This is a genomic window from Paenibacillus sp. FSL P4-0184 (genome assembly GCF_038004625.1).
Taxonomy (GTDB): domain Bacteria; phylum Bacillota; class Bacilli; order Paenibacillales; family Paenibacillaceae; genus Paenibacillus_AQ.
Genome location: NZ_JBBORN010000001.1, coordinates 2,306,765 through 2,332,434, shown reverse-complemented (window position 1 = coordinate 2,332,434; position 25,670 = coordinate 2,306,765). Strand labels below are relative to the sequence as shown.

At 43.0% G+C, this 25,670-nt stretch carries 23 protein-coding genes; 7 read left to right on the top strand and 16 right to left on the bottom strand.

Annotated elements, in window-relative coordinates:
• The first annotated feature begins 22 nt into the window (after window positions 1-22).
• Window positions 23-664 carry a TetR/AcrR family transcriptional regulator gene (locus tag MKY52_RS10085; protein ID WP_341051179.1) on the top strand — a complete coding sequence of 214 codons (642 nt, stop codon included), beginning with the start codon at window positions 23-25 and terminating at the stop codon, window positions 662-664.
• 58 nt (window positions 665-722) lie between these two features.
• Here the strand turns inward: MKY52_RS10085 and MKY52_RS10080 are convergent, their stop codons facing one another.
• The 3 genes from MKY52_RS10080 to MKY52_RS30350 all read right to left on the bottom strand — a co-directional run bounded on the left by MKY52_RS10080 (window position 723) and on the right by MKY52_RS30350 (window position 2,795).
• Window positions 723-1,844 carry a nitric oxide synthase oxygenase gene (locus MKY52_RS10080; RefSeq protein ID WP_341051178.1) on the bottom strand — a complete coding sequence of 374 codons (1,122 nt, stop codon included), beginning with the start codon at window positions 1,842-1,844 and terminating at the stop codon, window positions 723-725.
• 150 nt (window positions 1,845-1,994) lie between these two features.
• Window positions 1,995-2,273, bottom strand: coding sequence for a hypothetical protein (locus tag MKY52_RS10075; RefSeq protein ID WP_076284951.1), 279 nt, complete (start codon window positions 2,271-2,273; stop codon window positions 1,995-1,997).
• Between the two features lie 78 nt (window positions 2,274-2,351).
• Window positions 2,352-2,795: a methyl-accepting chemotaxis protein gene (locus tag MKY52_RS30350; RefSeq protein WP_445671016.1), complete on the bottom strand. Its 444-nt coding sequence runs from the start codon at window positions 2,793-2,795 to the stop codon at window positions 2,352-2,354.
• A gap of 484 nt (window positions 2,796-3,279) precedes the next feature.
• Between MKY52_RS30350 and MKY52_RS10065 the strand changes: the two genes are divergently transcribed.
• Both MKY52_RS10065 and MKY52_RS10060 read left to right on the top strand, forming a co-directional pair.
• Complete coding sequence (locus MKY52_RS10065) at window positions 3,280-4,131, top strand: metallophosphoesterase (protein WP_341051173.1); 852 nt, start codon at window positions 3,280-3,282, stop codon at window positions 4,129-4,131.
• A 182-nt stretch (window positions 4,132-4,313) separates the two neighbouring features.
• Window positions 4,314-5,420 (top strand): PdaC/SigV domain-containing protein, encoded by a 1,107-nt coding sequence (locus MKY52_RS10060; RefSeq protein WP_341051171.1) that lies wholly within the window; start codon window positions 4,314-4,316, stop codon window positions 5,418-5,420.
• A 65-nt stretch (window positions 5,421-5,485) separates the two neighbouring features.
• On the opposite strand, the gene hmpA is transcribed toward MKY52_RS10060, so the two are convergent.
• The 10 genes from hmpA to MKY52_RS10010 form a co-directional block, all read right to left on the bottom strand.
• A complete protein-coding gene (gene hmpA / locus MKY52_RS10055) occupies window positions 5,486-6,691 on the bottom strand; it encodes an NO-inducible flavohemoprotein (RefSeq protein ID WP_341051169.1) in 1,206 nt (401 codons plus the stop codon).
• 204 nt (window positions 6,692-6,895) lie between these two features.
• Complete coding sequence (locus MKY52_RS10050) at window positions 6,896-7,732, bottom strand: YitT family protein (protein WP_042192837.1); 837 nt, start codon at window positions 7,730-7,732, stop codon at window positions 6,896-6,898.
• A 45-nt stretch (window positions 7,733-7,777) separates the two neighbouring features.
• Entirely contained in the window at window positions 7,778-8,269 is a 492-nt protein-coding gene (locus MKY52_RS10045) for a VanZ family protein (protein WP_341051167.1), read from the bottom strand.
• A gap of 29 nt (window positions 8,270-8,298) precedes the next feature.
• On the bottom strand, window positions 8,299-9,153 hold the full coding sequence (locus tag MKY52_RS10040) for a M15 family metallopeptidase (protein ID WP_341051166.1): 855 nt from the start codon (window positions 9,151-9,153) through the stop codon (window positions 8,299-8,301).
• Between the two features lie 124 nt (window positions 9,154-9,277).
• A complete protein-coding gene (locus MKY52_RS10035; RefSeq protein WP_042192843.1) occupies window positions 9,278-9,973 on the bottom strand; it encodes a response regulator transcription factor in 696 nt (231 codons plus the stop codon).
• Between the two features lie 126 nt (window positions 9,974-10,099).
• A complete protein-coding gene (locus MKY52_RS10030; RefSeq protein ID WP_341051165.1) occupies window positions 10,100-11,107 on the bottom strand; it encodes a sigma-70 family RNA polymerase sigma factor in 1,008 nt (335 codons plus the stop codon).
• Window positions 11,108-11,208: 101 nt separating this feature from the next.
• Entirely contained in the window at window positions 11,209-11,889 is a 681-nt protein-coding gene (locus MKY52_RS10025) for a YdeI/OmpD-associated family protein (RefSeq protein WP_341053386.1), read from the bottom strand.
• Between the two features lie 67 nt (window positions 11,890-11,956).
• Entirely contained in the window at window positions 11,957-12,991 is a 1,035-nt protein-coding gene (locus tag MKY52_RS10020) for a C40 family peptidase (RefSeq protein ID WP_341051164.1), read from the bottom strand.
• A gap of 153 nt (window positions 12,992-13,144) precedes the next feature.
• Window positions 13,145-13,600 carry a RidA family protein gene (locus tag MKY52_RS10015; protein ID WP_341051162.1) on the bottom strand — a complete coding sequence of 152 codons (456 nt, stop codon included), beginning with the start codon at window positions 13,598-13,600 and terminating at the stop codon, window positions 13,145-13,147.
• Between the two features lie 76 nt (window positions 13,601-13,676).
• Entirely contained in the window at window positions 13,677-14,735 is a 1,059-nt protein-coding gene (locus MKY52_RS10010; protein WP_042192850.1) for an LLM class flavin-dependent oxidoreductase, read from the bottom strand.
• A 228-nt stretch (window positions 14,736-14,963) separates the two neighbouring features.
• Between MKY52_RS10010 and MKY52_RS10005 the strand changes: the two genes are divergently transcribed.
• Window positions 14,964-16,685, top strand: a complete 1,722-nt coding sequence (locus tag MKY52_RS10005) for a putative bifunctional diguanylate cyclase/phosphodiesterase (protein WP_341051161.1) — start codon at window positions 14,964-14,966, stop codon at window positions 16,683-16,685.
• A gap of 48 nt (window positions 16,686-16,733) precedes the next feature.
• The gene (locus MKY52_RS10000) at window positions 16,734-18,389 is read left to right on the top strand and encodes a histidine kinase N-terminal 7TM domain-containing diguanylate cyclase (protein ID WP_341053385.1); all 1,656 of its coding nucleotides are present in this window, start codon (window positions 16,734-16,736) and stop codon (window positions 18,387-18,389) included.
• A gap of 72 nt (window positions 18,390-18,461) precedes the next feature.
• Here the strand turns inward: MKY52_RS10000 and MKY52_RS09995 are convergent, their stop codons facing one another.
• Complete coding sequence (locus tag MKY52_RS09995) at window positions 18,462-18,803, bottom strand: zinc ribbon domain-containing protein YjdM (RefSeq protein ID WP_042131582.1); 342 nt, start codon at window positions 18,801-18,803, stop codon at window positions 18,462-18,464.
• Between the two features lie 219 nt (window positions 18,804-19,022).
• Here MKY52_RS09995 and MKY52_RS09990 point away from each other — a divergent pair, with 219 nt between their 5' ends.
• Window positions 19,023-19,361, top strand: a complete 339-nt coding sequence (locus MKY52_RS09990) for a DUF4234 domain-containing protein (RefSeq protein WP_052404459.1) — start codon at window positions 19,023-19,025, stop codon at window positions 19,359-19,361.
• Window positions 19,342-19,752, top strand: a complete 411-nt coding sequence (locus MKY52_RS09985) for a DUF2752 domain-containing protein (protein ID WP_149645471.1) — start codon at window positions 19,342-19,344, stop codon at window positions 19,750-19,752. The genes MKY52_RS09990 and MKY52_RS09985 overlap by 20 nt, the downstream gene beginning before the upstream one ends.
• Window positions 19,753-19,764: 12 nt before the next feature.
• Here MKY52_RS09985 and MKY52_RS09980 read toward each other — a convergent pair whose 3' ends face one another.
• Window positions 19,765-20,418: a response regulator transcription factor gene (locus MKY52_RS09980; RefSeq protein ID WP_341051160.1), complete on the bottom strand. Its 654-nt coding sequence runs from the start codon at window positions 20,416-20,418 to the stop codon at window positions 19,765-19,767.
• Window positions 20,415-25,493 (bottom strand): AAA family ATPase, encoded by a 5,079-nt coding sequence (locus tag MKY52_RS09975; RefSeq protein ID WP_341051159.1) that lies wholly within the window; start codon window positions 25,491-25,493, stop codon window positions 20,415-20,417. The genes MKY52_RS09980 and MKY52_RS09975 overlap by 4 nt, the downstream gene beginning before the upstream one ends.
• Window positions 25,494-25,670: the final 177 nt, after the last annotated feature.

Genomic DNA, 25,670 nt, shown 5'->3' with positions numbered 1-25,670 from the left:
AAAATGGAAGGGTCTATCCCTCATGAATCCTAAAGCACGCTATGAAAAAGAACGATCTGAAGGTAAACAGCAGCGATTATATACGATTCTCGAATCCGCAGAACGAATATTTTCGCAAAAAGGAATTGAAAAGTCGACGATGCAGGATGTCGCAAGCGAAGCAAATATCGGGATTGCGACGTTGTTTCGATATTTTCCTAGAAAAGAAAAGCTCATCGTGGCGGTGGCCACCCGGATGCTAGAGCCAATGCTCGATTACTTTAAGCATGTAGCTGACTTGCCACTTACCTGTCTCGAAAAGATCGAGATGTTATTTGACTTCTTTATTCAGGATCAAAATCATTTAAGCATTATTTTTATGGTCAATTTTGAAAGCTACGCCTCTCACTTAAATGAGCCTGTTGAGGACGTTCTGGATTTCAATGCATTAAACCGCAAGATTTGGCATGAGTACTCCAGGATCATTCAAAATGGGGTAGAAGACGGTTCTATTCGCGCCGATCTCCCTGTGAAAGAGACCTTAATCACGCTGATGAACAGCTTTGCTCTCTTTTCCAGAAAGCTAACGATGAAAGAGAACATCCTCCTGCTAGAATCGGATTTAGACTCCGACAAGCAGCTTGAGCTTCTTAAACAAATCTTTCTAGAGCATTTAAAAGCCTAAAAAGCGCCAGTTTCCTTATGAGGGGAACTTGGCGCTTTTTTGATCATAAATTGGATTGCTAGTGAAAAGGACAGGTGGCCACAGGTGATCGCTGATAAAGGAAACGAGGGCTGTAATCATATTCTTTCAGTTTACTGTCATGCCAAATCGGTGTAGACGACGGAGACATAGGGGGGATCAGCCATGACCAGCGTCCCGAAACCTGACGTCCATGTCCCTGCTCCTGCTCTTGAAATCTCACAAATTGATCGGCTGCTGTATGGTGATCAACGATACTGACCCCAGCTTGCTTAAAGGAATGCAGTACTGCACGATTCAACTCAAGAAGCGCCCGATCCTTCCAAAGCGTTGTGTTACTGGAGCGGTCAAGTCCCATCAGATCAGCTACAGCCGGCAAAGTGTTATATCGTCCAGTATCCCCTAAGTTACGTGATCCAATTTCGGTCTCCATGTACCAGCCGTTAAAAGGAGCCGCGGGGTATAGAATCCCGCCAATCTCCAACTGCATGTCCGAAATGATCGGTACAGAATACCAGCGAAGCTGAAGCTCTGCAAAACGTTCAATTTCAGGATGAGTTAACGGCACCTCCTGAATGAGGTGTTGAGGAATAGGAAATACATGGGGGTGCCCATTACCTATGCTGATCACTAGCGGCAATACATCATAATTGCCCCTTGTTCCCTGCCAGCCTAATTGTTGGCACACTTTCGTAAATTCATCCGATGCCGGATCACCAGCGCGTTCATGTTCAGCATCACCAGGATATCCCGCGTAACGAATCAATTGATGGTTCCAAATCCGGATTCTCCGATCAGGAGCTTCCCCGCTGCGGAAGACCGTGATAAGTGGACGAATACGTCCTCCATTATTCGCCTTTTCCAGATGTCGCAGCAAAGCTTCAGCAATATCCTCCTCGGTCTCTGCCAGACGTTCATCCATCAGCTCAATGGATTGCCAAAAGAGGCGGCCAATGCAGCGGCTATTATTTCGCCAAGCCATTCTCGCCCCATGAGCCAGCTCTTCCGTTGTATGTGTGTAACTCCCGGATTGATTAATTTCTTCTCGTACGGCTTGGATGCGTTGATCCATCTCAGCTTCAGTCTTATCAAGTTCAGCGTAACATTGTCGAATGAAAGCCTCCGCCTGCCGGGTTAACTCTTCGATGTCCTTACCATTCATATCGTTTATCTCCCATCCAAGCTCTTGCTAGAACCTTCAATTCAGTATACCATCCTCAATCCTAAGCTACACCCTTAAGGAAACAGTACATGAGAGTGCATGAGAACAACCCGTGAAGCTTATTCGCTTCACGGGTTGTAGCAGGAACATCTAGCGTTCTGAACGTTTCCCTTGCGTCTTCAATGCAGCAAGCCTGCTCTTATCCTCGGCCAGCAGTTCTTCAGCCAACTCCACACCTTGAGGACCTAACGAGGCACGAGCTTGCTCTACCGCCTGTTCGGTATGCGCCAAACGGTTCTCAGCCTGTGCCAAAGTCTGTTCTGTTGGATGACTAAGCGCCTGAGAGACAGAGAAATGAAGCTTGCCTAAAGCATTTTTGGCTTGAGTTACATTGTCGTTCGCTTGCAGACTGGAATCGGGTTGTTTCATAAATGAAATTCGCTCCCTTCTGAAATGCGCCTGTTCTCTTCTAGCATGGTTTAGGATAAGTAACTTTATGCATACACCCTACTGGATGATGGATTGCATGAAAGTAGTCATTTCTTTGCTGGCCTTATTCAAGCGCTCAATTACCCCGCTGAATTCAGTGACCAATTCTGCTTGTGCGTGTGAAGAAGCAGAGATCGCTTCAATTTCTTGCTCCATTTGCTTAATGGACTTTTGAACATCACTCAGTGATTTTTCAATATTATGGGTTGCTTCTTTAGTGTTAACGGACAGTTTGCGCACTTCCGTAGCAACCACCCCAAAACCTGCCCCTTGCTCTCCTACACGCGCGGCTTCGATGGCTGCATTTAGTCCTAGCAGATTCGTCTGCTCAGAAATCTCACGAATGAAGCTAGTAACCTTATTTACTTCTTGAGACTCCGTTACCGCTCTACGTGTATTATCTAATATTTGCTGAGAGGTGGCCGATAATTCTTCAGATTGTGCAGCTACGCTCTGAACCATATCCATTAGGTGATTGCTTATCCCATTAATCTCGTCTGTAAATACTTCAAGCTTATTCTCGTTCTCTAGTGTATAGGCAATGGCAAAAACCCCGATTACATCATCATCAGTTCCGTAGATAGGTACACATGTTGAGATTACAGGAGCTCCATAAATTTCTGCTGGGATTCGGTTAGAGCTTGCTATACCTTTCAGTCCATTTGAAAGCGACAGATCTTCAGGAGGGATAGGGTTACCCTTAACCAATCCGAGATCAATAACTTTACTTGGTGCGTAATAATGGAAGATCTCCCTGTCCGTGATTCCAATCATAATATCCTGCGAGTGAATCTTTTTGAAATAAGGTGCTGCGAGGACTAAGGCATCGATAATACTCATCTGTTCATCTCCCATATAAAAAATGTATATGTAGTTTTATCGTCACAATGGGTTATTAAATGAATATTGTCATAGTAGAGTAACAATCCCCACGTATGATTTGTTTATGAATACTATTAGCAGACGCCAATTTCTGAAGAAAAGTGCTCAAGTGTCGCTCGGGCTGCTTGGAACCGCAAGTGCATCCGGCATTTATTCACACTGGGTTGAGCCCTACTGGCTTGAAGTTAAACATATAGATATAAAGCTTCCTCTACTCCCTCCAGCATTCGATAGATTTCGTATCGTTCATTTCAGTGATTTACACTTAGGCGTGTATACGAAGTCCGAAGCCTTAACAGAGTTAGTACAGCAAATTCAACATGTAAATCCAGATCTGATCTGCTTCACAGGGGATCTGCTAGATCATTCTGTCGATTATATTTCTGAGGCTGTAGACATCTGTTCACAGTTGCGGGCACCCTTTGGACAATATGCTGTGTTAGGTAACCACGATGCTTTTGGCACTAGGAAAGCTGTGACGAAAGGGTTAACGCAATCTGGTTTCCACGTACTTCATAATGAACATATTGTCTTAAAAAAAGATGCGGAGGCGCTTTATCTAGCTGGAGTAGATGATCCGTGGGTCGGCAAAGCAGATATTCATCAGGCGCTACGCCATATCCCTGATAAGGCATGTACTCTACTCCTTGCGCACGAACCCGATTTTGCTGATGAATATAGTCATCTTCCCATAGATCTGCAATTGTCAGGTCATAGTCACGGAGGGCAAGTGCGTCTCCCATTTGTAGGTGCCTTGTATACCCCGCCGCACGGCAGTAAATATTCAAGCGGATTATACCAGCTCCCAGATAGTCGACTCCAGGTCTACACCACACGCGGAATTGGAGTGACTCGTATGCCTATACGTTTTAATTGTCGTCCCGAGCTTACCGTAATTACTTTAAAGTCCTCATGATTGTGTCAAAAATTAATAAATGGTTAAAAAGTATATACCTTTTGCACGTCTATGCAACAACACTGTAACCGTGTTTGTAATCAAATCTATTTGGGGCCTAGGTATAATTGTAGGAGTGATAGATAACATCAAAAATCATAATGAACTACATAAGCCCATCATTGGAGAGGAGAAATTAAATCATGAACAAAACTATGAAATGGACGTCTGCTGTATTAGCAACTGGAGTATTATTTGGAGGTACTGGACTCATCGGAGGAAATTCTGTTCAAGCTGCAACTACCGGTACAAAAACAGTCAAACAAGCCGTTCAGCAGCCTTCTGTGGTACTTAAATATAAAGGCCAAGTCTTAACGCAGCAAGGAAAAATCGTAGACGGAAATACGATGATCCCTTTAACCGTATTGCGTGATGCCTTCGGCCTTGCTATTCAATACAATTCAACCACAAAGACTTACAGTGTAAGTAGTGACTCGGTGAAGCTTAACATGGAGGTCTCTGACTATGGCGTCAGTACCGATTTGAACGGATATTACATTTATAGCATGACCGGAAATCATGAAGTGAAGATGATCAACGACCGCTTATATGTTCCTTTCAAACTGTTGAATGATTATTTAGGTATTCAAGGCGTATATAATCCAGCCCAGAAATGGCTTGAACTTAGCAAAAAGGTGATGAATGACATCAAGATCACCTCTGTTACCTTAGACAAGAGCAATAAGAATGCTAGCATTAAAGTACAATATCCAAAGATCAGCGGTCTGACGGATGAAGTACAAAACACGATTAATGCTGCCTTCAAAAAAGAGGCTGAACTATTCGCATCAGAGGCTGAGAAAGAAGCCAGCCGTAGAGATGGCACGATAGAGCATAAATATGACTACTCTCAAACTTATGTTGTCACCTTTAACCGTGAAGGCGTACTTAGTATTGTAGTCGATCAATATGGATATAGCGGTGGAGCACACGGCGGTACCATGCGCGAGGGACATACCTTCTCACTGAAGGATGGTAAGAAAATAGAACTTAAAGACCTGTTAAAAGCAGAACCAAACTACAAACAAAAACTAGATAAAATGTTGAAGCAAAGCACTAAGGATATAGCTTTTCCGGAGTCAACTGGTGGTCTATCAGAGAAGCCTGCCTTCTTCGTCAGTGAAAGTGGCTTAGCTATCTTCTATCAACAATATGAAATCGCACCTTATGCAGCTGGAATCCCTACCTATACCTTTAATTTTAGTTCAATACTGCCTAAAGGCACTAATCCATTTGCTTCTTTCAAATAAATCACCACTAACGCAATGCAAAAAGCGCTTCAGCCAATCGGCTGAGGCGCTTTTTGTTATCTATATTATTCTTCTAAACTGCCGGCAGGTCCAAAAAATTCAAAATGAATTCTGTCATCAGGTACCCGCCATTCCTTGAGCGCCTTATATATGACCTTCATAAATGGGGTCGGCCCACAGAAATAGAATTCAGAGTTCACATCTGCTATTTCTTGAAGCCAAGAAAGATCAATATAACCAGATCTATTGCACTTGTCGCCTTCTCCTGGAGATTCATAACATACATAGGACCGAAGAGAAGAATGAGATTGTGCTAAATCTGCCACCCTATCTTTCATAGCATGCAAACTTCCATCGATGGCTGCATGAATATAGGTTACCTCGCGTTCTGGCTGTGCAGCAATTATTGTCTCCAGCATACTTACCATTGGGGTTAAGCCTACACCCCCACTGATTAGAACCACCGGAGTGTCACTACGCTGATCCAATACAAAATCGCCCGCTGGAGAGCCCACTTCTAATATAGAGCCCACTTGGACGAAATCATGCAGATAAGCGGATACGACGCCCGCAGGTCTGTCTATCCCTTCACCTTCCCGTTTAACAGTGATACGGTAATACGCCTGTCCCGGAGCACTGGACAAACTGTAGTGGCGAATATGGGAATATTCTTCCCCCTCGGGCTGAACACGAACCGTGATGTACTGACCCGGGGAATAAGAGGCGATCGCCCCTCCGTCCTCAGGAGACAGGTAAAAGGAAGTAATAAGCTCACTTTCTCTAACCTTCCGAGTGACGATAAAGTTTCTGAATCCACTCCAGCCCCCCAGCGCTTCGGCAGCCTCACGATATTTTTCTGCTTCCACTCCTATGAAAGCATCTGCGATTACCCCATAAGCCTTAGCCCATGCATCTATAATTTCCGGTGTTGCCGCATCACCAAGCACTTTCCCAATCGCAGCTAACAAGGTCTCACCCACGATCGGATAATGCTCAGGCAATACACCCAGTGCTCGATGCTTCTCTGCAATCTGTTTTACCACCGGTAAGATATTCCCTAGTTGATCAATATTCATAGCCGCTGCTAGGACTGCGTTAGCAAGCGCTGTCTGCTGTCTGCCTTGCCGCTGATTGGCATGATTAAATATATTTAATAGCTCTGGATGGTTTTCAAATAACATGCCATAGAACGTCGTAGTAATGGTTGTTCCATGAACCTGTAATACAGGAACTGTTGATTTTATAATAGCAATCGTTTGTTGATCTAACATATGAATACCCTCTCTCCTGCAATTAGATAATGCCTCTATAAAAAGCATATAGAAGCTGCAAATGAGCGAGTGTGCGCTGAATCACTTTAAAATTTAATAAAATGTGAATAAACAGAAAATGCAATGATATCCATCACATCCGAATGCCCAATCCAAAAAAACTGTCCAAGCAGCTCAGGTAGCTACCGGACAGCACTTTCACTCTTATTTTGCCAGCTCCACAAAGCCTTCTCCGAACACATCTCTCACATCGTGAATGGCGATAAAAGCCTCTTTATCAATCGATCTTACGATTTTCTTAAGCATGGTTACTTCCTGTTTGCTAATGACAATATAGAGCAGCTCTTTGGGTTCTTTAGTATAATACCCTCGGCCATATATGACTGTGACCCCTCTATCCATGATTCCATTAACTTGTTCAGCAATTTTGTCCTGCTCCTTGGATACAATCGTAACGGCCTTCTTAGGATTCACTCCCTCAATAATGAAGTCCATCACCTTAGTCGCTACATAGAGCATCACAATCGTAAACATCAGACTTTGAACACCAATGATGAAATACGAAGCAAATACTACAACTAAATCGACTAGAAGAAGAGCGTAGCTAACGTTCCAATCCAAAAATTTATGCAGGATTCTGGCGATAATGGTTGACCCTGCGGTCGTTCCACCCACACGTATGATCATTCCGATACCCACACCAGACAAGATGCCTCCAAATATTGCATTGATGATCAACTCATCGCTGGCGATATGCCAATTCTTCGTAAGAATCAGGAATAACGAGTTAAAAAACACCGCAATAATCGTGTATACTGTCGTCGTTTTGTCCAGAAATTTATAACCCACAATCAATAATAAAGCATTAAGAATTAAGCTAACAATACCTGGTGACCACTGATACAAATAGTATGTAATCATAGTCAGTCCCGTTACCCCGCCTTCACCGAACTCGTTCGGAATCACAAATAAGTTAACGGCCAAGGAAAACAGCAATGCTCCTACAATGATGGAAACAATATCCGAAATACGCTTTTTCATACCATGCCCCTTCTATCCTCTGTCTATATCTACCATCCACAAATACTAACACCGCTTCGATATAGTTGTAAACAATCCAGAAGAAACCAGCATTCTATATATGGCGTAACCGACTACCCCACCGCAAGTGTTTAAGATCAGATCATCCACGTCAAAGGTGCCGATATACAATACTAATTGTGTAACTTCAAAGCTCAGACTCAGCGCAAAAGAGAGCATGAAGACCTTTTGAAATAACCTTACTTTGTGCGACAACAGCATAGGAACAAAGACTCCAAACGGAATAAACGCAAGAAGATTGCCCACTAAATTAAGTGATGAAAAAGGATCTGAAAGTGACAGATGCTCTATCCCCCGCGAGATCTCTTTAAAGGGTACATAGTTGCCCTGTCGCTTAAAAATTCTGTCGGGATGCTCGAGCATACGCCCTGCCTGTTCCCAAAGTGATTGCAAGCTAAAAGGTGCGCCTTTAAATACGATAATTCGGATCAAGAAATACATATAGACAATAAATATGGCTGCCAGCAATAATGTCATAGTAGACTCGCTCTTAGGCTTCGTACTCATCAAAATGTAGTGACAATTACGCCATCCATATTATCGCCCGACGTTTTATATTGCCCTTCCTTTGGAATCTTAATACTTGTATATCCTGATACTGGATAATAGTTTACTGTATATGTTTTGCCGTCTACAACCGTTGAAATTTCACTATTCTCCTTCAAAAGATCTAAATATTGTTCCAGCACAATTCCCTTCTCATAAATGATCGCACTGTGCGGCAAGCCGACATAACGGAAGTGCCAAGGTTCATATTTAATCCCCGTAATCTCCGTTTTGTCTTTCGGATAGCGTAGAATAAAGCCGTATTTCCACGCATTCTTTTCCAGCCATTTGCCTTCAGGTGCTTTGCTCATTTCCGATTGGGACGATCCGATGTCCAGCGATAATCCTAAATTATGTTCGCTATATTGCGCTGGCAGAGCATAGTCTGAACCTTTTTCCTCATACAATCGCTCTTGCTCCTCAAAGTCCCTGTACCCACTGCTAATTAAAAAATGATTCACGCCATCCTTCTCAGCAGCCTTGATCATCTTATTGAATTTATGTGCTACACTTTCAGACAACCGAATCGAGGTATCTAGTAATCCATAGCCCTGAACCAGATCCTTCTGATCAAATAAGGTCACAATATCAGACTTCACGCTGTCCTCATGTACCGGATATTGTTTGTTCACCAGCAATAAATCCCCTTGATATACCTGATCTTGCGTAACCACCTTTAAACTATCGCTATCTCTAATCGATCCCTTCTGGATCTTATCATTCTTATCAGCTAAATTACCCGTATCCGGTAAATAACGAGCGGCTGCGTAACCAACAAATAACACAACGATCACCAAAAAAAACCACTTTTTCATCCGTAATGTCCTCCCATTTCCTTAAGGCGTTTATGCTTGATAGGAATAGAATAACGAAGACACTTTAAAGAAAAAGCAGGACAAATATAAAGTTTTTCTTAAAATGTATAAGAGCTCAGTGGCCTTACCCAGTAAAGGTATATCCTACGCCCCAGATTGTCTTAATAAATTTGTTCTTATTGATGTCTTCACCAAGCTTTTTGCGCAAGGTACGGATATGCACCATGACCGTGTTGCCACTCTCATAATAAGCTTCTCCCCATACCTGTTGGAAGATACTCTCCGCGCTAAACACCTGCTTAGGATGGCTCGCCAATAAATGCAGAATATCAAACTCTTTCGGAGTTAGGTCTATTACCTCGCCGTAAAGAGTGACGGTATGTTCATCTGGTGAAATCGTCAACCCACCAACTTCAAGGACCGACTTAAGAACGGCTGCGGGCTGACTGAATTGTATAGAGCGCCGTAGTTGAGAATTAACGCGGGCGACTAACTCCATTGGATTGAACGGTTTGGTCATATAATCATCTGCGCCCATGACAAGTCCCGTGATCTTGTCCAGATCAGAAGTCTTCGCACTTAAAAAAATAATCGGCAGATGATGCTGCTCCCGAATGTGACGGGTTACCTCATAGCCATCCAGCCCTGGCATCATAATATCCAGAATCGCCAAATCTATCGTTTGGGACTCAATAGCTTGTACCGCTGCCCGCCCATCGGATACTTTAATGATATGATACCCTTCTTTTTGCAAATGCAAAGCCACCAGATCAGCAATCTCCGCCTCATCATCCGCAATTAAAATCGTAATGCGCTTCATCTATATTTCACCCCTGTAGGTTTGTGCTATATGATCTACATCCATTATACCCCAAACTTAAAAACCACTCCTAGGATGAAGTGGTTTTGATGAAATCTATGATGAATAAATAGTAATGTTGCAATATTATTTATTTTTATGATAACTCTCTAGCAGAGCCTCTAATGAAATGCCATTAACTGTGACGCCTGAAAGATTGCAATCTTTTATCTCTACATTCGAAAGATCACACTCTACAAAAGATGTGCCGTTAAGCTGGCATCGTTCAAACTTATTGCCTTTACCATACAAGTGAATATCATGGAAATAGGCTTCTCCTAATTCACTATTGCTAACCTCGATTTCCCACAATCCGACTTCATTAAACTTAACAAGATGCATATTGATATCGTTAAAAGTAGTACTGCTCATATTAATATTGTCAAACTTAGTACCCGCCATATTTACATTAGAAAAGTTCGTCTTAGGCATATCAATATCATCGAATTCACTTTGGCCCATAGCCACACGACGAAAGTTGGTTTCAGGCATTCTTTCATCCTGAAAAACTCTCTTTTTAAATTCGTCCTGCAATTTGTTTTCACTTAGATTGTTATTCACTGTACTCAACATCTCCCTTTTTAAGATCGTTCTTGATCTGCGGAGTCTACTCTCGACAGCTTCAATAGATAAATCAAGGAAATCAGCGATTTCCCTAACCTTGTAGTTGTCGATATAGAATAGAATGGTGACTATACGGTTAGCTTCGGATAAGGTGTTTAATGCCTTCCACACATCTTGCTGGAGTTCTTTTCGGAGGAGCTGATCTTCAGTGGTCTCCAGCTGAGAAACCTCGATTTGCTCCATGAATTCATATGCAGCTTTCTTCTTATTCGCCCTAAACCAATCCATACATTCCCGTGAAGTAACTGCATATAACCAACTGGCGAGTTTCTCTGGCTCCTTTAAGTTGGGTAAATTACGATAGGTCTTAACAAAAACCTCTTGTGTAATGTCTTGCGCGGTGTGGAAATCACCCAATTTACCGTAAGCTACTCCGTATACTGCGTTGGAATATTTGCCGATAAGCCCACTGAATGCATCCATATCCCCTTTACACACCTTATCTACCAGTTCTGCATCCGTACAAGTCACTATCTGCCTCCTTAACAATCAAGTTCATAACATAGACGGAAAAGGAGTTCAAAAACCGTCTTTATGTCTGCAAATAATCTTTTTGATGAAGAAAGGTCTAGTTAGAGTTCAGTACTACTGGCTTGCCGATACAGCTCACGACTCTTATAACCAGCCTGTAGAATCTTCTTCATTTCCTCTTTACGCTTAGCTCTTGTTGCCTCTTGTTTGGCAGTATAGACATATCGAGCCCAGTCTTTGCGGTATCCCGGGGTAAGCGATTCATAGATCGCAAGCAAATCCGACGTATCTTTCAGATCTTGCTCCACATTTGGAATGAAAGAAATATAGTCATCCACAGATTGACTTGGGGTATTGGAAAGCTGACCTTTCCCCTTAGCATCCTCTTTTAACCCCACAACTGTAAAGACATCATCCAAACCTACCATGCGTGCAAATTTAATATTGCTTGTCCCGATGTAGCCATTCTCATCACTGCCCAGACCCTCTAGTAAGTCGTCACGATGAATAAAGGTCGGATACACTTTGTTTCCCTTTTTAGGATACGCCACAAAGAGATAGCCATTCTTATGAAGATGCTGTTGCTCAATCACACGGTTCACTAGTTCCTGTAACGACGCCATGTCTAGTACAAAGGCAAATATAAGATCATACGCCCCATTTAGCGAAGTATCATAATCCGTCAATTCCGCTAAATAATCGGAGCCTTCTGGTTTACTCAATATCGCTACTTGGTTGTATTTTTGTAAGTTCAGCTTTTCTACGATGGTTTTAGTCACTATGCTTCATCCCCCAAATGTATTCGGATGCTTCTTCATCGTGATCATTATAGCCTAATCGCTACCCAATCTAAAACATTCTACGGGCCGTCACAAAACGCTTCTTCCACTTCTCACTCAGGGCTTCATAATGGACGCCTTGCTCCTTAGAATACGTATGCAATATCTGATTATTTCCCGCATACATGGCAACATGACCAATGTCGAGACCACGTGCACTAAAGAACAATAGATCTCCTTTACGCAGTTCGCTGATCCCAACTTCCTTCCCTTCTTTGGCTTGATTATAAGAGGCGCGTGGCAGATCCACCGACAACACGTTCTCTAATAAATGTGCTACGAAAGAAGAACAGTCAAAGGTAGACGTCTGGTTCGTCGCCGCACCGAATTCATAAGGGGTTCCCAGATACTTTTCTCCATAAGCAAGCAACGCGCTTCCCTGCTTCTCAGCAAGCGACTCACTAGTATAATTGCTATATTTCGGTTTAGCAGATATGTACCCCGTCTTGTTGTCTTGCGTTCGCACTTCTAACCACAAAGCATCCACTTCTCTAACGATATGGACTTTATCGCCTACGGACAACATTTGCTGGACACCTGAATGATCCGATGAATTCGGCGAACTGCGCAGGTTAACCCCATAACGAATCGTTGTATCGTAATTCAGCGCTGAATAGATGCGGACGGTCCGAGTGTTAGCCTCCCACTTCACGGTGCTGCCTAGAGCCTCGCTGACAAAACGCAGCGGCATCATCGTATTACCACCGACAACCTGACCCGGAACGGTTAAGCTTAAGGCTTGTCCATTTTTGTTCGCGGTTAAATCTCCTATTTGATAAGTCAGCACCAGCGCTCCCTTAGTGGCCTTAACTGTTTTGGTATCGTTGTTCCATGAAATCTTTGCTCCCTGTTCTTCAAACAGCTTGCGCATGGGAATAAGCGTTGTACCGTTTATGAGCAAGGGCTGAACCTCTAATTCAAGCTGCCGATCATCCAGAAAAACGCCTGTAACCTGATTCTGAGGCGTCACCGCCGCATGGGCTGGAGCAGTATAGAGTATAGATGTAAGCAGTACAAGTAGTGTGGCTTTCTTATGAATCCTCATGATGTCATCACCTCGTTGATTGATATGTTCAATTATTATTACTAAAAAAAGGGTAATTAGTTTTGTTACAATTATTGGGGTTGCTGTCTAACTACTTCTCAAACCATGTAAAAAAGAGGACTGCGGTCACCTTTCGGTGCCACAGCCCTCCTTTTAATCCACTTCAAAAATAGAATCGATAATGATCGGAAGATTATCCCTTACAGAAATAGCGCCCAATACCGAACGAGCATGACTGCCCTTGTCTCCGAATACCTCCAGCATTAAATCCGAACAGCCATTGAGCACTTTATGATGTTCTTCGAATAAGGGATCTGCATTCACAAATCCTTGAATTTTGACCACTCTCTTCACTTTATCCAAGGAACCTAGAGCTGACTCAAGGACGGCAAGGATCTCTATACCAGCCTGACGTGCAAAATGATAGCCTTCTTCGGTGGTGAAGTCTTGTCCCAGCTTGCCTTTGGGATGCCCGGCAGGTCCTTTTCCCGATACAAAACATAATCCATTAACTATAACGTAGTTAGCATATTTTGCCGCCGGTTCACTAGCACTAGGCAGGACAATACCTAATTCCTCAAGTCTATCCGCTATGATTCGATCCGCCACTTCAGTTCCCTCCTCCAATCAGTACAACCTCAATAAATTGGTAAGATTATACTGATTAATCCAGAAAGGGTCAATCCTATTTTGCTTCGACCTCCGCTTCCCATCTCGATATCTCAGCTCGAACAATTGGCGCTACTTCAGTACCCAATAGTTCTATGGCTCTCATTACATCCTTATGAGGCATCGTACCTAGCGGTACATGCAGCATAAAGCGTGTAATTCCTACGTGTTTGCGTAGGTGAATAATCTTCTCAGCAACAGTGTCTGGATCTCCTACATACAAAGCACCTTCAAATCTACGTGCCGCATCAAAGCTCGCCCGACTATAATGACCCCAGCCACGCTCACGACCAATCACATTCATGCTAGCCTGCGTAGAGGGGAAGAACATATCGGCCGCAAGCTGATTATCCTCTGCAATAAAGCCGTGCGAGTGTGAGGCAACCGGAAGCTTCGACACATCATGTCCTGCTTGGGCCGCCGCTTTCTTATAGAGCTTCACCAGTGGAGCAAATTGCAACGGACTTCCTCCAATAATTGCGAGCACAAGTGGCAGCCCGAGCAGGCCAGCACGAATCACAGATTCCGTATTGCCTCCACTACCAATCCATACGGGCAAAGGATTCTGAACGGGGCGCGGATAAATCCCCAGATTATTAATGGCTGGTCGGTGATTTCCACTCCAGGTTACTTTTTCAGATGCCGTTATTTTTAACAACAGGTCAAGCTTCTCATCGAATAACTCATCGTAGTCATTTAAATCGTATCCAAAGAGCGGGAAAGATTCGATAAAAGAACCCCGGCCTGCCATGATTTCTGCCCGTCCATTTGAGATTCCATCAAGTGTTGCAAAATCCTGAAATACACGTACTGGATCAGCAGAGGACAGCACGGTTACCGCACTGGTCAGCCGAATTCGTGTCGTCTGTGAGGCAGCCGCAGCCAGCAAAACTGCTGGAGAAGATGCGGCATAATCCTTTCGATGATGCTCACCCACACCGAATATATCTAAACCCACCTTATCTGCAAGAACAATCTCCTCTACTACCTCGCGCAATCGCTGTGCATGACTTATTAACTCCCCCGATTGAACATCCGGTGTTGTTTCTACGAACGTACTGATACCTATTTCCACTTACGATTCCCCCTTAACTATAATTTTCTCTTCGAGTTATTTGTTTGATTATAACACAAGTTACGTTCAAGCATAGCTAGGCATTAATGCCTAGATCCAGCTTGTCCAAAAACTCATTTTTAAAATTTGCAGAACATCACTGACAAATAGAGGATTTTGATGAAATATGTTGAAATGATCTAAAACAAGTAGCTCTCATGCATCTCATGCTTGATATAGGAGGGACATATGCTTCAAAGAAATAAACACAAAAATTCCATATCCAAACAAACCTTCAATCCTGTTCGGGGCTCGTTAAAAATCGCCATAATATATTTTATTGTTGGGTGCTTATGGATCCCTTTAACAGATAAGGCCGTTTCCACTTTTACGCGAGATCCGGAGTGGATAAGACTTATTAATATAATTAAAGGCTGGTTCTTTATCCTCATAACAGCTTTGCTTATCTTTGCATTAATTCTAGGTACTCTGAAACGGATTAAAAGGATCGAGAAGAAACTGGATCTTGCCTATAGGGATAGGGTGAGCGCCCACGAAAATCTAGAGGCCGCCTATGAGGAAATCACAGCTACGGAAGAAGAACTCAGACAGCAATATGATCAGCTCATTGAGAATCAAGAGAAGCTAGCCATGAATGAAGAAAGGATGCATTACCTGGCGTATCATGATCTATTAACCGGCTTGCCCAACAAATTAGCTTTTTATGAGAATGGGCCTCACATTTTGGAACTGAATAACATTGCAGCCTTAATGTTCATCGACATTGATTACTTCAAATATGTAAATGATACGATGGGCCATGAATTTGGTGACCGGCTAATTGTTAAGGTTAGTGAGAGATTGGTGTCCCTGGTTGGGAGTAGTGGGGAAGTGTATCGTTTCGCCGGGGATGAGTTCATCGTTCTTTTATATTCTATTGAGAACAGTCAGTGTATAACTAGTGTAGCCTCTCACATTATTGCCGGTTTTAAAGATGCGATTGAGATGGATGACAGTCTGCTACATGTTAGCCTAAGCATCGGAATCAGTGCTCACCCCGAACATGGAAGTAATATTATGGAACTCCTTAAATGCGCAGACATCGCTATGTATAAAGCCAAAGACGCTGGCAAGGGTCAAATTATTGTCTTTGATCAACCGCTCAATGATACCTTTACTGAGCGAATGAACATTGAGAAGCAGTTGTATAATGCTTTAGAGAAAAATGAGCTAGAGGTATTCTATCAACCCCAGATTGATCTGACTCAGAACAGGGTGACGGGACTAGAGGCTCTTATGCGCTGGAACAACCCCATACTAGGCATGGTCCCTCCGGATAAGTTTATCAAAATAGCAGAAGATTCCCACCTCATTATTCCTCTCGGAGCGTGGGTGCTCAGAACAGCCTGTGCCTTTTTAAAAAGTCTTCATGAGCAAGGATTATCACATCTGACGATGTCTGTTAATATATCAATGCTGCAGCTATTGCAAAGCGACTTCAATGAGTTAGTTCTAGACACCTTGCAAGCCTCCGGACTAGATCCTGAATACTTAGAGCTGGAGATTACAGAGAGTGTTCTGGTTGAATCTTACGAATATGTGAGCAGTAAACTAACTGAACTCAGAGCTCACAACATCAAAATTGCCTTGGATGACTTTGGTACCGGTTATTCCTCCTTAAGCTATCTTACTCATATGCCGATTTCGACTTTAAAAATAGACAAGTCCTTCATTGATTCCATTCGAACAGGGACACATCAAGCCGTTCTTGTCGAACAAATTATTATGATTGGTAAACGCATGAATATGTGTGTTATTGCAGAAGGTGTGGAGCGAACTGTACAACTCGATTACCTACAGGAGCAAGGCTGCGATAAAATTCAAGGTTACTTGTTCAGTAAGCCACAGTCCGCACAGAGCGTAAAAGAGCTGCTAACCGAGTGGGAGAAGGTTTCGAGCTTAAATGAATAAAGATGAACCTATTTTTTTATATAAGAAGGTGTTACCGAATTGAATGTCATGACATGGATTGACTTATCATTATTCTTCGTTCTTTTCGTTCTATTCATCTACATATTTGTTACTGTAACAATCACTAACTTACATAAGGTTTACTTGACTTTCCATTTCACGATGATGTTATGGCCCTTCTGTCAATTTGCTCTCAAAACTACAGCGGATCCCGATGTTCAATTGTTTTATGTGAAGCTCGCTTTTATTGACTCGATACTGTTAACGATTGGATGGCTTCTTTTTACGATATTTCTCACTGGAAAATCATATCTCCTCCGAAAAAAGAAAACGCTGATCCTATACATTGTCGCAGCATTGATCTTAATTGGAGTGATCGTCAATCCAAAGCAAAGCTTTGTACTGCCAATGCATGGTGGATATGTTGAAAGATCTTATGGTCCGCTTTTTTGGCTGTTTATTCTCTTCTTGATCTGCACCATTATTATTTCTCTGTATATCATCTATTCAGCGCTTATATCGAACGCCACACAGCGGATCAAAAAACAGGTTACTCATGTACTCAAAGGTGTGCTAGTGCTGACTGTATTTGTATTACTGGATGTCTTTCTTAATGTGGTACTGTTTAAATCTCAGCCGGTGATTCCGGGGATGACCTCTCTGGGGATACTAATCTCTGCCATCTTTTTCGTCATTGCCATCCATCGTGATAAAATATTTGATCTCGTAACCATCGCTCATCAGGATATCATTGACACACTCACACTAGGTATTCTTGTACTGGATGATAACGAGACTGTGGTAGAGATCAATCGATCGCTTTTGCCAAAAATCAACCTACAGATCGGTGATCGCTTCGACTTATCGGCGCTAACCCCTCTGGAGCAGACTGCCAGCGCTTTCCGATTGTTTCAACATACATATCTTAAACAGCCCATGGAGAGAAGCGAAGTTGAAGTATTCTACACCTCGCTCCAAGCGTACATCAATATTACAGCGGAACCCATTGTCGTAGGCGAGATCATGGTTGGACGGATTCTCACCTTTCAGGATAGAAGCGAGCTGCATCGCCTCATTGCTGAGACTAATCAGCAGAACGAGATCCTGCAAGAGCGTAATCTGGCATTAATTGAAATCCAGAATGAGCTTTCTCAGACCAACCAAAAACTCAAGCAGATGGCCATAACCGACAGCTTAACAGGTTGTTATAACCGTCATTACTTAACGCAGTACTTAGAACAAGAGATCATAGAAAATATGATATTGAAGCAGCCTTTTGCCATCATTCTACTGGATATCGACTTTTTCAAAACGGTGAACGACAATTACGGCCATTTAGTGGGCGATGTTGTAATTTGCAGCACGGTAGAGGTCATTAAGCAATCGCTAAGGGAGACGGATATTCTGGCACGCTATGGCGGGGAAGAGTTTATCGTCTATTTACCAAATACAAATCACACACAAGCAAACCTCTGGGCAGAGCATATCAAATTCATGATAGAGGCCAATAAAGTACATGTGGATGAGGTTGCTCATTCTGTATCCATCACTGTAAGCATGGGACTACTGTCCATTAATAATTTTGCAGAGCAGTTTGCAGAAAGCCCGACCAATCAACTAAATGATTTATTCGAATCTGTGGACAAAGCTTTATATCAAGCCAAAAATGCAGGACGAAACCAAATTGTTGAAATCATAAGATGACACGCCTTTAAATATTACCTAAAAAAGAAAGAATCAGCCCTACTTCTATCGAAGGTAAGCTGATTCTTTCTTTTATATCTTTTTAACAAATTCGGATTTTAATTTCATAGCCCCAAACCCATCAATTTTGCAATCAATATCATGATCTCCGTCCACTAAACGGATGTTTTTGACTTTGGTACCTATCTTCAGAACAGATGAGCTTCCTTTTACCTTAAGGTCTTTGATTACAGTTACTGAGTCGCCGTCGTTTAATACATTGCCATTGGCATCTTTGATAACCTTTTGATCTTCACTATTCTCAGACTCTGATTCTAATGTCCACTCGTGTGCACATTCCGGGCAGACTAGTAGACTTCCATCTTCATAAGTGTACTCAGAATTACATTTCGGGCAGTTCGGTAAATTAGACATTGTTTCATTTTCTCCAATCGTAGTTCAAATTCTAGCTGTCTTGCGGCTAATCTTTAAAAGTATATTTCATATTCATGAAGGAATCCACTATATCCAGATAGTAAGCTTGTTCCACGTTTCTTAAAAAAACAAACTACTAAATATTATCTTGTATATATTTTCACAATTGTCTATGATAATAATGTAAAATTTTCATATAAATACATAGGAGAGTGAACAATGATTAGTCAAAGGAGTGTCGCATTTTCCATTATACTGTCATTAATTACATGTGGAATATACGGAATATTTTGGTTTATTGTTCTAACGAATGACGTAGGAAAGCTAAGTGGAGACTACACATTCACAGGAGGAAAGCATTTTCTTCTAACATTGATTACTTGCGGGATATGGAGCCTGGTTTGGGCCTACCAGATCGGTAAACATGTTGCAGAAGCTCAAAGACAACGCGGCTATCTCGTATCCGATAATTCAGCTCTGTACGTGATCCTCACAATCTTTAGTTTTGGTATTGTCACATACGCTTTGGTGCAATCTGATGTTAACAAATTGGTATAATTTTACGATTCATAGAAGGACACACCCTAAACTATTTTGGAGTGTGTCCTTAAGTCTCCTTGGCTTACTGTATTTCACTGTATGGATGCCTTTAACCAATCTAGGTATACCTTGTCTATTTCATGAATGGACTGGATTTTATTGTCCGGGATGTGGAATCACAAGAGTTATTCTATCCTTGTTAAAGTTCGACTTCGTTCAGGCGTTTAGATTTAACCCGTTGCTATTTATTCTAGCGCCTCTGTATATGTTGTACTTAATTACTGAAAAGAAACGTATCCAACCACTTAGCCATGGAATTATGGCTGTGATGTTGATCCTAACCGTTACATTTGGAGTACTGAGAAATTTTCCAATGTTTGATTACTTGGCCCCTACAGTAATTCGTTAGCATCAACTATGGTTACATAATAGCTTGAAGGCGCACAATCGCTTGAGCCCGGTCAACCACCTCTAATTTGCTATAAAGATTACTAATATAGTTACGGGCTGTCCCCTCCGCAATATGCAGTGTATCGGCAATTTCGCGGTTGTTAAGTCCCCGGATAATGAGCTGCGCCAGCTCCTCTTCCCGTTCTGTCAGACTCATACGATCTATATTGGATCTTTGCCAATGTTCGTACTCCTCCGTCAATCTATTCATCCTCGTCGCCAATTTGGCTGCTACCGGAGCTGGCAGAATAAATTGCCCGGATATCGTATCACGGATCGAAGAAATCATTTTATCAGCATCCATATCCTTCAGCATATAGCCGCTTGCGCCAAATGCCATACCCTCAACAATATAATCGGTCTCTATAAAAGTGGTTAAAATCAGAATGAATATATCCGGACGAATCTGCTTGATTCGTTTTAGTGCACTGATCCCATTCATGATCGGCATTTGAACATCAAGCAGTACCAGATCGGGTTGGAATGCTTCCACCATCTCGCAGGCCTCTTCCCCGTTCTTGGCAGCGCCGACCACCTCCATATCATCCTCCAGATCCAGAATGGTACGAAGCCCTTCACGCGTCAACAATTGATCATCGGCAATTACAATCTTTATCTTACTCATTTTCTATTCCCAACCCTTCGCATTGGCAGATCGATTTCCAGTAGACATCCCTCATTCATTTCTGAATCGATGGATAAGCTACCTCCCAGTTGCTCCACCCGTTCTTTCATCGTCCTAAGTCCAAAACCCATCACTATATGACTATCTCCTGACCCACGATCTTTGAGCCTAAACTGTAAATTTGCTCCGACAGACTCCAGACTAAAATGAAACTCCGTACTCTTACCGTGTCTGATTCCGTTCGTTAGGCCCTCCTGCAAAGCATGATAGATGGCCTTTTTATAGGCTGTTGACATGGCCTCCGGCAGATCATAAATAATGGCATGGACGACAACGCCCGCATTACGTTCAGTATCGCGTATCAGTTGCTTCAACATGACCGTGAGGTCCGAATACTTGTCCTCCTTCAGCATATGGACAGAGCCGCGGATTTCATTCAAGCTATGCCGAACAAGATCCTGTGCTTCAACCAGTCGCTGAAAGCCACTATCTATATCTTTTTTCTGAAGCAGCCGCTTGCCAGCTTCAATCTGCAGAATCGTCGATGTAAGTGTATGCCCAACAATATCATGAATCTCTTGGGCAATACGATTGCGTTCCTCAAAGACGGTAGCTTCGGCCAAAGCCGCAGATGTTTCTCGCATCGAACGCTCCAGACTACGAGTTCTTTCTACAACTTGGTCCTCTAGATTTTTTTTAAGATATTGGATTCCCGAATACAGCTTGGCGTTAGCGATTGAGATTGCGCATTGTGAACCAAGCAGCTTGAGCACATCGAGTCTACTTGGCGTAAATACACCCGGGGATAGGTTATTCTCCAAATAGAGCAAGCAAACCAATTTATTCTGATTCATGATAGGAAGACAAAGAACCGATTTCAGTCTATTCTTCCTAACGTAAACGTTACGCGTAAATATCCCCTCACTGAGCGCATCATGTAATACAACCTGCTCCTGTGTTCTTGCTGCATAGGCTATGATCGCTGCCGGAACAAGATCTGACTCTTCCCCGAGAGGAACAGATTCGATATGCTGAGCCTCTGAGGTACCGTAAGCTTCAACCATCCATTTGCCATCATGATCAAAAATAACTGCCCCATATTCGGCCCCAGCATTGTGGAGCATGATCCGCATCAGCGTGGCCAATAATCGACTCATCTCCATCTCGCCCGATAAAGCTTGAGCAGACATAACTACAGAAAGGGAATCGACTCGATCGAGCCCGGGCTCCCGTTTAATATGCAGCAAATGGCTATGCTGCTGCTCAAGGTCAGCCGCTTTAGCCTTTGCGCCCCATTGCAGATAAGCCTCGTAGGCCTCAGTCATATAGATTCTTGCTAGATGTAATTTGCCATGACGAAGTCCATACTTGCCGTAGCATTCCGCCGCCATCGCTAAATCGTGAATATGGCCGTTGATACGAGCAGCCTCAATAGACTGCTCATACAAGGCTTCAGCTTGTCGTGGATCTCGCGATAGGCGAGTCAGCTCAGCCTTCATCAACAAATATTTATGCTCATAATTTTCCGGGCAACGCTTAGCAAACTTTTTCATTTTCTTCAGCCGACTGTGCATTTTTACCCGGTATACACGTTGCTCTTCAGCGTTAAATTCCTCATATAACTGAGCCCAGACTAAACATTCATACACGGTCTGCATGGGACTGTCTAAGCCATCTTCACGTGATTTTATAATGGCAGCTGATTTCGCTAATGCCGCACTGGCTTCGCGGTACTCCCCAAATACATAACCTGTCAAATATCGGTGTATCCAGACCATTTCTTGTATAAAATTAAAGGTATCTCCATGAACTGACTGTGCAAAATCAGGTTCGCTAATCTCTGCAATGTTAAATGGATCATCTAGTGAGCGATAACCTGTCAATCGAACTAGAGTAGCTGCAGCTATGATAGCCTGCTTACAATGAAGACTGTTGTTATGGCGCAGCAAATCACCGGAATGAGCAATTAACCGATCATAGATATCGCCTAACGGATGGCCAAATTGCAAAAGGGAGGCACAGTTGATTAGCACACTCTGGTTACCCTTCCATAAGTCACCTGATTCCAGTCCCACTTTACCTGCTTTCTCGGTAAACATACGGAGCATAGCTGGATCATAATGCCGCCAGCTATCGTAGCACATTGCGAACGCAGCTAAGGTTGTCATATGTACTTTAGGATAGGGTTCCGATAAGCTGCAAGCCAGCATGGCCCATTTAAATGTTTCTTCATCATTACGGAAGTAATAGTATTGAAACATTGCATAGCCTATGAATCCAATGGAAGCCTCCGGAGTCATCCCATAATCGAGCGTCAATTCAATCATGGTGAAGGAAGAAGCGAGCCACCCATCTCGGTTGACATAGAAGCAGGCATTGCTCGTATGATCTAAAGTGGTCATTGCGACTCTACGAGCCTCGTCGGTCATCGGCGGTAAAAGATTAAGCGATTCGAGTGAGACCTTCTGTAGTCTGCGCCGCAATCTTAACCATTGAAGCGTCAATTGAACATAGCTAGGATCAAATTGATGGCTCACTTTCAATAGCGATAATGTATGCCGACCTAAGGAGATAACCTCTTCATGGTTATCATTACTTGCTTCCAATTGAACCTTCATCGCGTAGATGTAAGCCTTATCCGTATTTGTCGCAGCTTTATGGATTAACAGATGAAATAATTCATTAGCCTTATCAAAATGTGAACATAAGTATTCAAGCTCGGCCCTCTCACGAAATACCCGGAAGGTTAGCCCATAATGCTCCTCCCAGCTCTGCTCCTCTAGTATCGCTGTTGCCTGAAGCATATATTGTAAGGCTGTCTCATGTGCAGTCGTTTGCTTCGCTTTTATCCCTGCCTGTAAGTTGAGCTCTACCAGTTGAAGCCTCTGTTCGGGACGATCTATCCATGTAAGCGCCTGATTGAAATGATGGACCGCCTCAAACAGAATTGTTCCTTCACTAAGAGAGCTGTGGCTTAGCAATAGCATGCCAATCCTCCAATGTAGCTCTGGGCGCACCTCTTCGGGAACAAGAGCATAAGCCGCCCGATGAATACGGTTGTGCTGGAATTTAAAATGCGTATATTCCTCCCCGTTAACAGGTTGTAGCACACGTCCATTTACAGCGACTTCCAACGCTTCGGTCAATGTCTCTACCGGAATCTCCGTAATTTCGGCAAGCGTACCCACATCAAATATGCTGCCCAGTAATGCAGCTCTACTAAGTGCATACACCGTCTGATCAGGAAATTGCTGTAACTTACTTGAAAGATAGGCTGCTGCATTATCAGGAACATTCAATTCAGTAATGCGCTGGAGGTCCCATTTCCAGCTTCGAAGATCCTCGTCAAATTCCACTCGCTGATCATCAATCAAATCCTGAAGGAATTGCTTAATAAATTGTGGATTCCCATCTGTCTTATGCAGAAGTACCCGCGCTAACTCGTCCAAGTCAGTAGCCTCGTAACGCAAAACATCCAGTAGCAGTTGTTTTAAATCGGTGAGTTCAAGCGCTTGTAGAGATATTCTACTCATCACTACGTTGCGGTCTATCAAATGCTTTTCCAGCCTACTGAGTGGGTGCAGCCTCGTGATTTCCCGATCACGATAGGAAAGAACGATTAGCAGATGACTCGTGGCCGTGTCCTCTATAAGCGAAGTAAGATATTGCAGCGATGTTTCATCCGCCCATTGCAGATTGTCCAATATCAAGATCAAGGGATGATCTTCATGAGGAAAGAGTTGAATAAATCGGCTCATGATTAATTGAAATCGATGCTGAGCTTCCAGCGGCGGCAACGGAGGCACGGAAGGTTGGGGGCCAATCAAGAGCTCAAGCTTAGGGACAAGTTCGATCAATAATTGCCCGTAACTGTCCACTGCCTGTAAAATACGCAGCTTCCAAACCTCCACCTGCAGCTTCGTTTCCATCAGCAGTTGACTGACCAATTCTTCTATAACTTGATGCCAGATGCCATAAGGGAGTGAGGTATGTAGAGATTCGAATTTGCCTCTGGCGAAAAAACCATCCAAAGAAATCGAATTTCTAAGCGTTTCTTTTAGAAAGGTTGTTTTGCCGATACCACTCTCACCACTAAGCCAGACCGTCTTTACAGCACCTTGTGATGCTCGTTTCAGTGCTTCTCGTAAGCTTAGTTTCTCAAAATGTCTTCCGTAGAATCGTTCCGATACCATCCAGCGTTCCGGAATATCCCAGCTTCCTAATAGGAAGGGCTCGATGTACCCGTATTGTTGTAGGTGGGTTTGACATTTCTCAAGATCCGACTTGATTCCAAAGGCGCTGGCATATCTCGCATCAGGCATTTTCTCCATGCATTTAGCAACAATGTCAGAGACAGATAGAGGGATAGTGGGAAACCTGCGATGTAAAGGCTCAGGTGTATCTGCAAGATGACGATATACAATATCAACAACATCATGAAGCTCAAAGGGGCGACTGCCTGAGAGACATTCATACATAATGACTCCAAGCGAATAAAAGTCAGAACGATAGTCCGGGTTCAACCCAGTTCGACCCGTTTGCTCTGGCGATATATAAGGAAGCAAGGTATCCGGCCGCCCGCTTAAGGGTGACAATGGACTGGTATCATTTTCAGCGGAGCACATTCGTATATCAATAAATTTCACTTCAAAAGTAATTGGATTGACGATTAGATGAGCGGGGGTCAGTTCATTTAGTGTTATTTTTTCACGATGAATTTGCATAAGGCAATCAGCAACAGCGATGGCGATCCGAAGCAGTACTGGAAGCTCCAATGAATCAGGTGTACGCAGTATCTGATCCAGCGTACTCCCCTCTATATCTTTTAGGAGGAGGACTGGCCGATCCGGCGTGATTTCCAGTCTATATGCCTCGATTGCTCCACGACCGCTAAGTCGCTTAAGCATGTCATACTCATGACGAAAAGCATCAACCATAGTAGATCCCGGGTACTCGCCTGTAGTTGTCTTGGCGATAACCCTAAGGCCATCTTCTTGACGTAGGAGTCTGTACAGCCTGATATCTGAGGTAGTCTCTATCAGATCTAAAGTTTGGTATCCTTGCAACTCAAACATGAACAGCACTCCCTAGTTACAATTAGGTAGACAGAATAAGCAATCTCGCAAAGCAATTATACTCATTATATCATCTGATCTCGCCATAGAATCCTATGTTGTAATTAACTTTGTCATCTATTTTGTCATATGACATCTATAAAATTGCATTGTGATAATATAGGAAAAAATACTCAA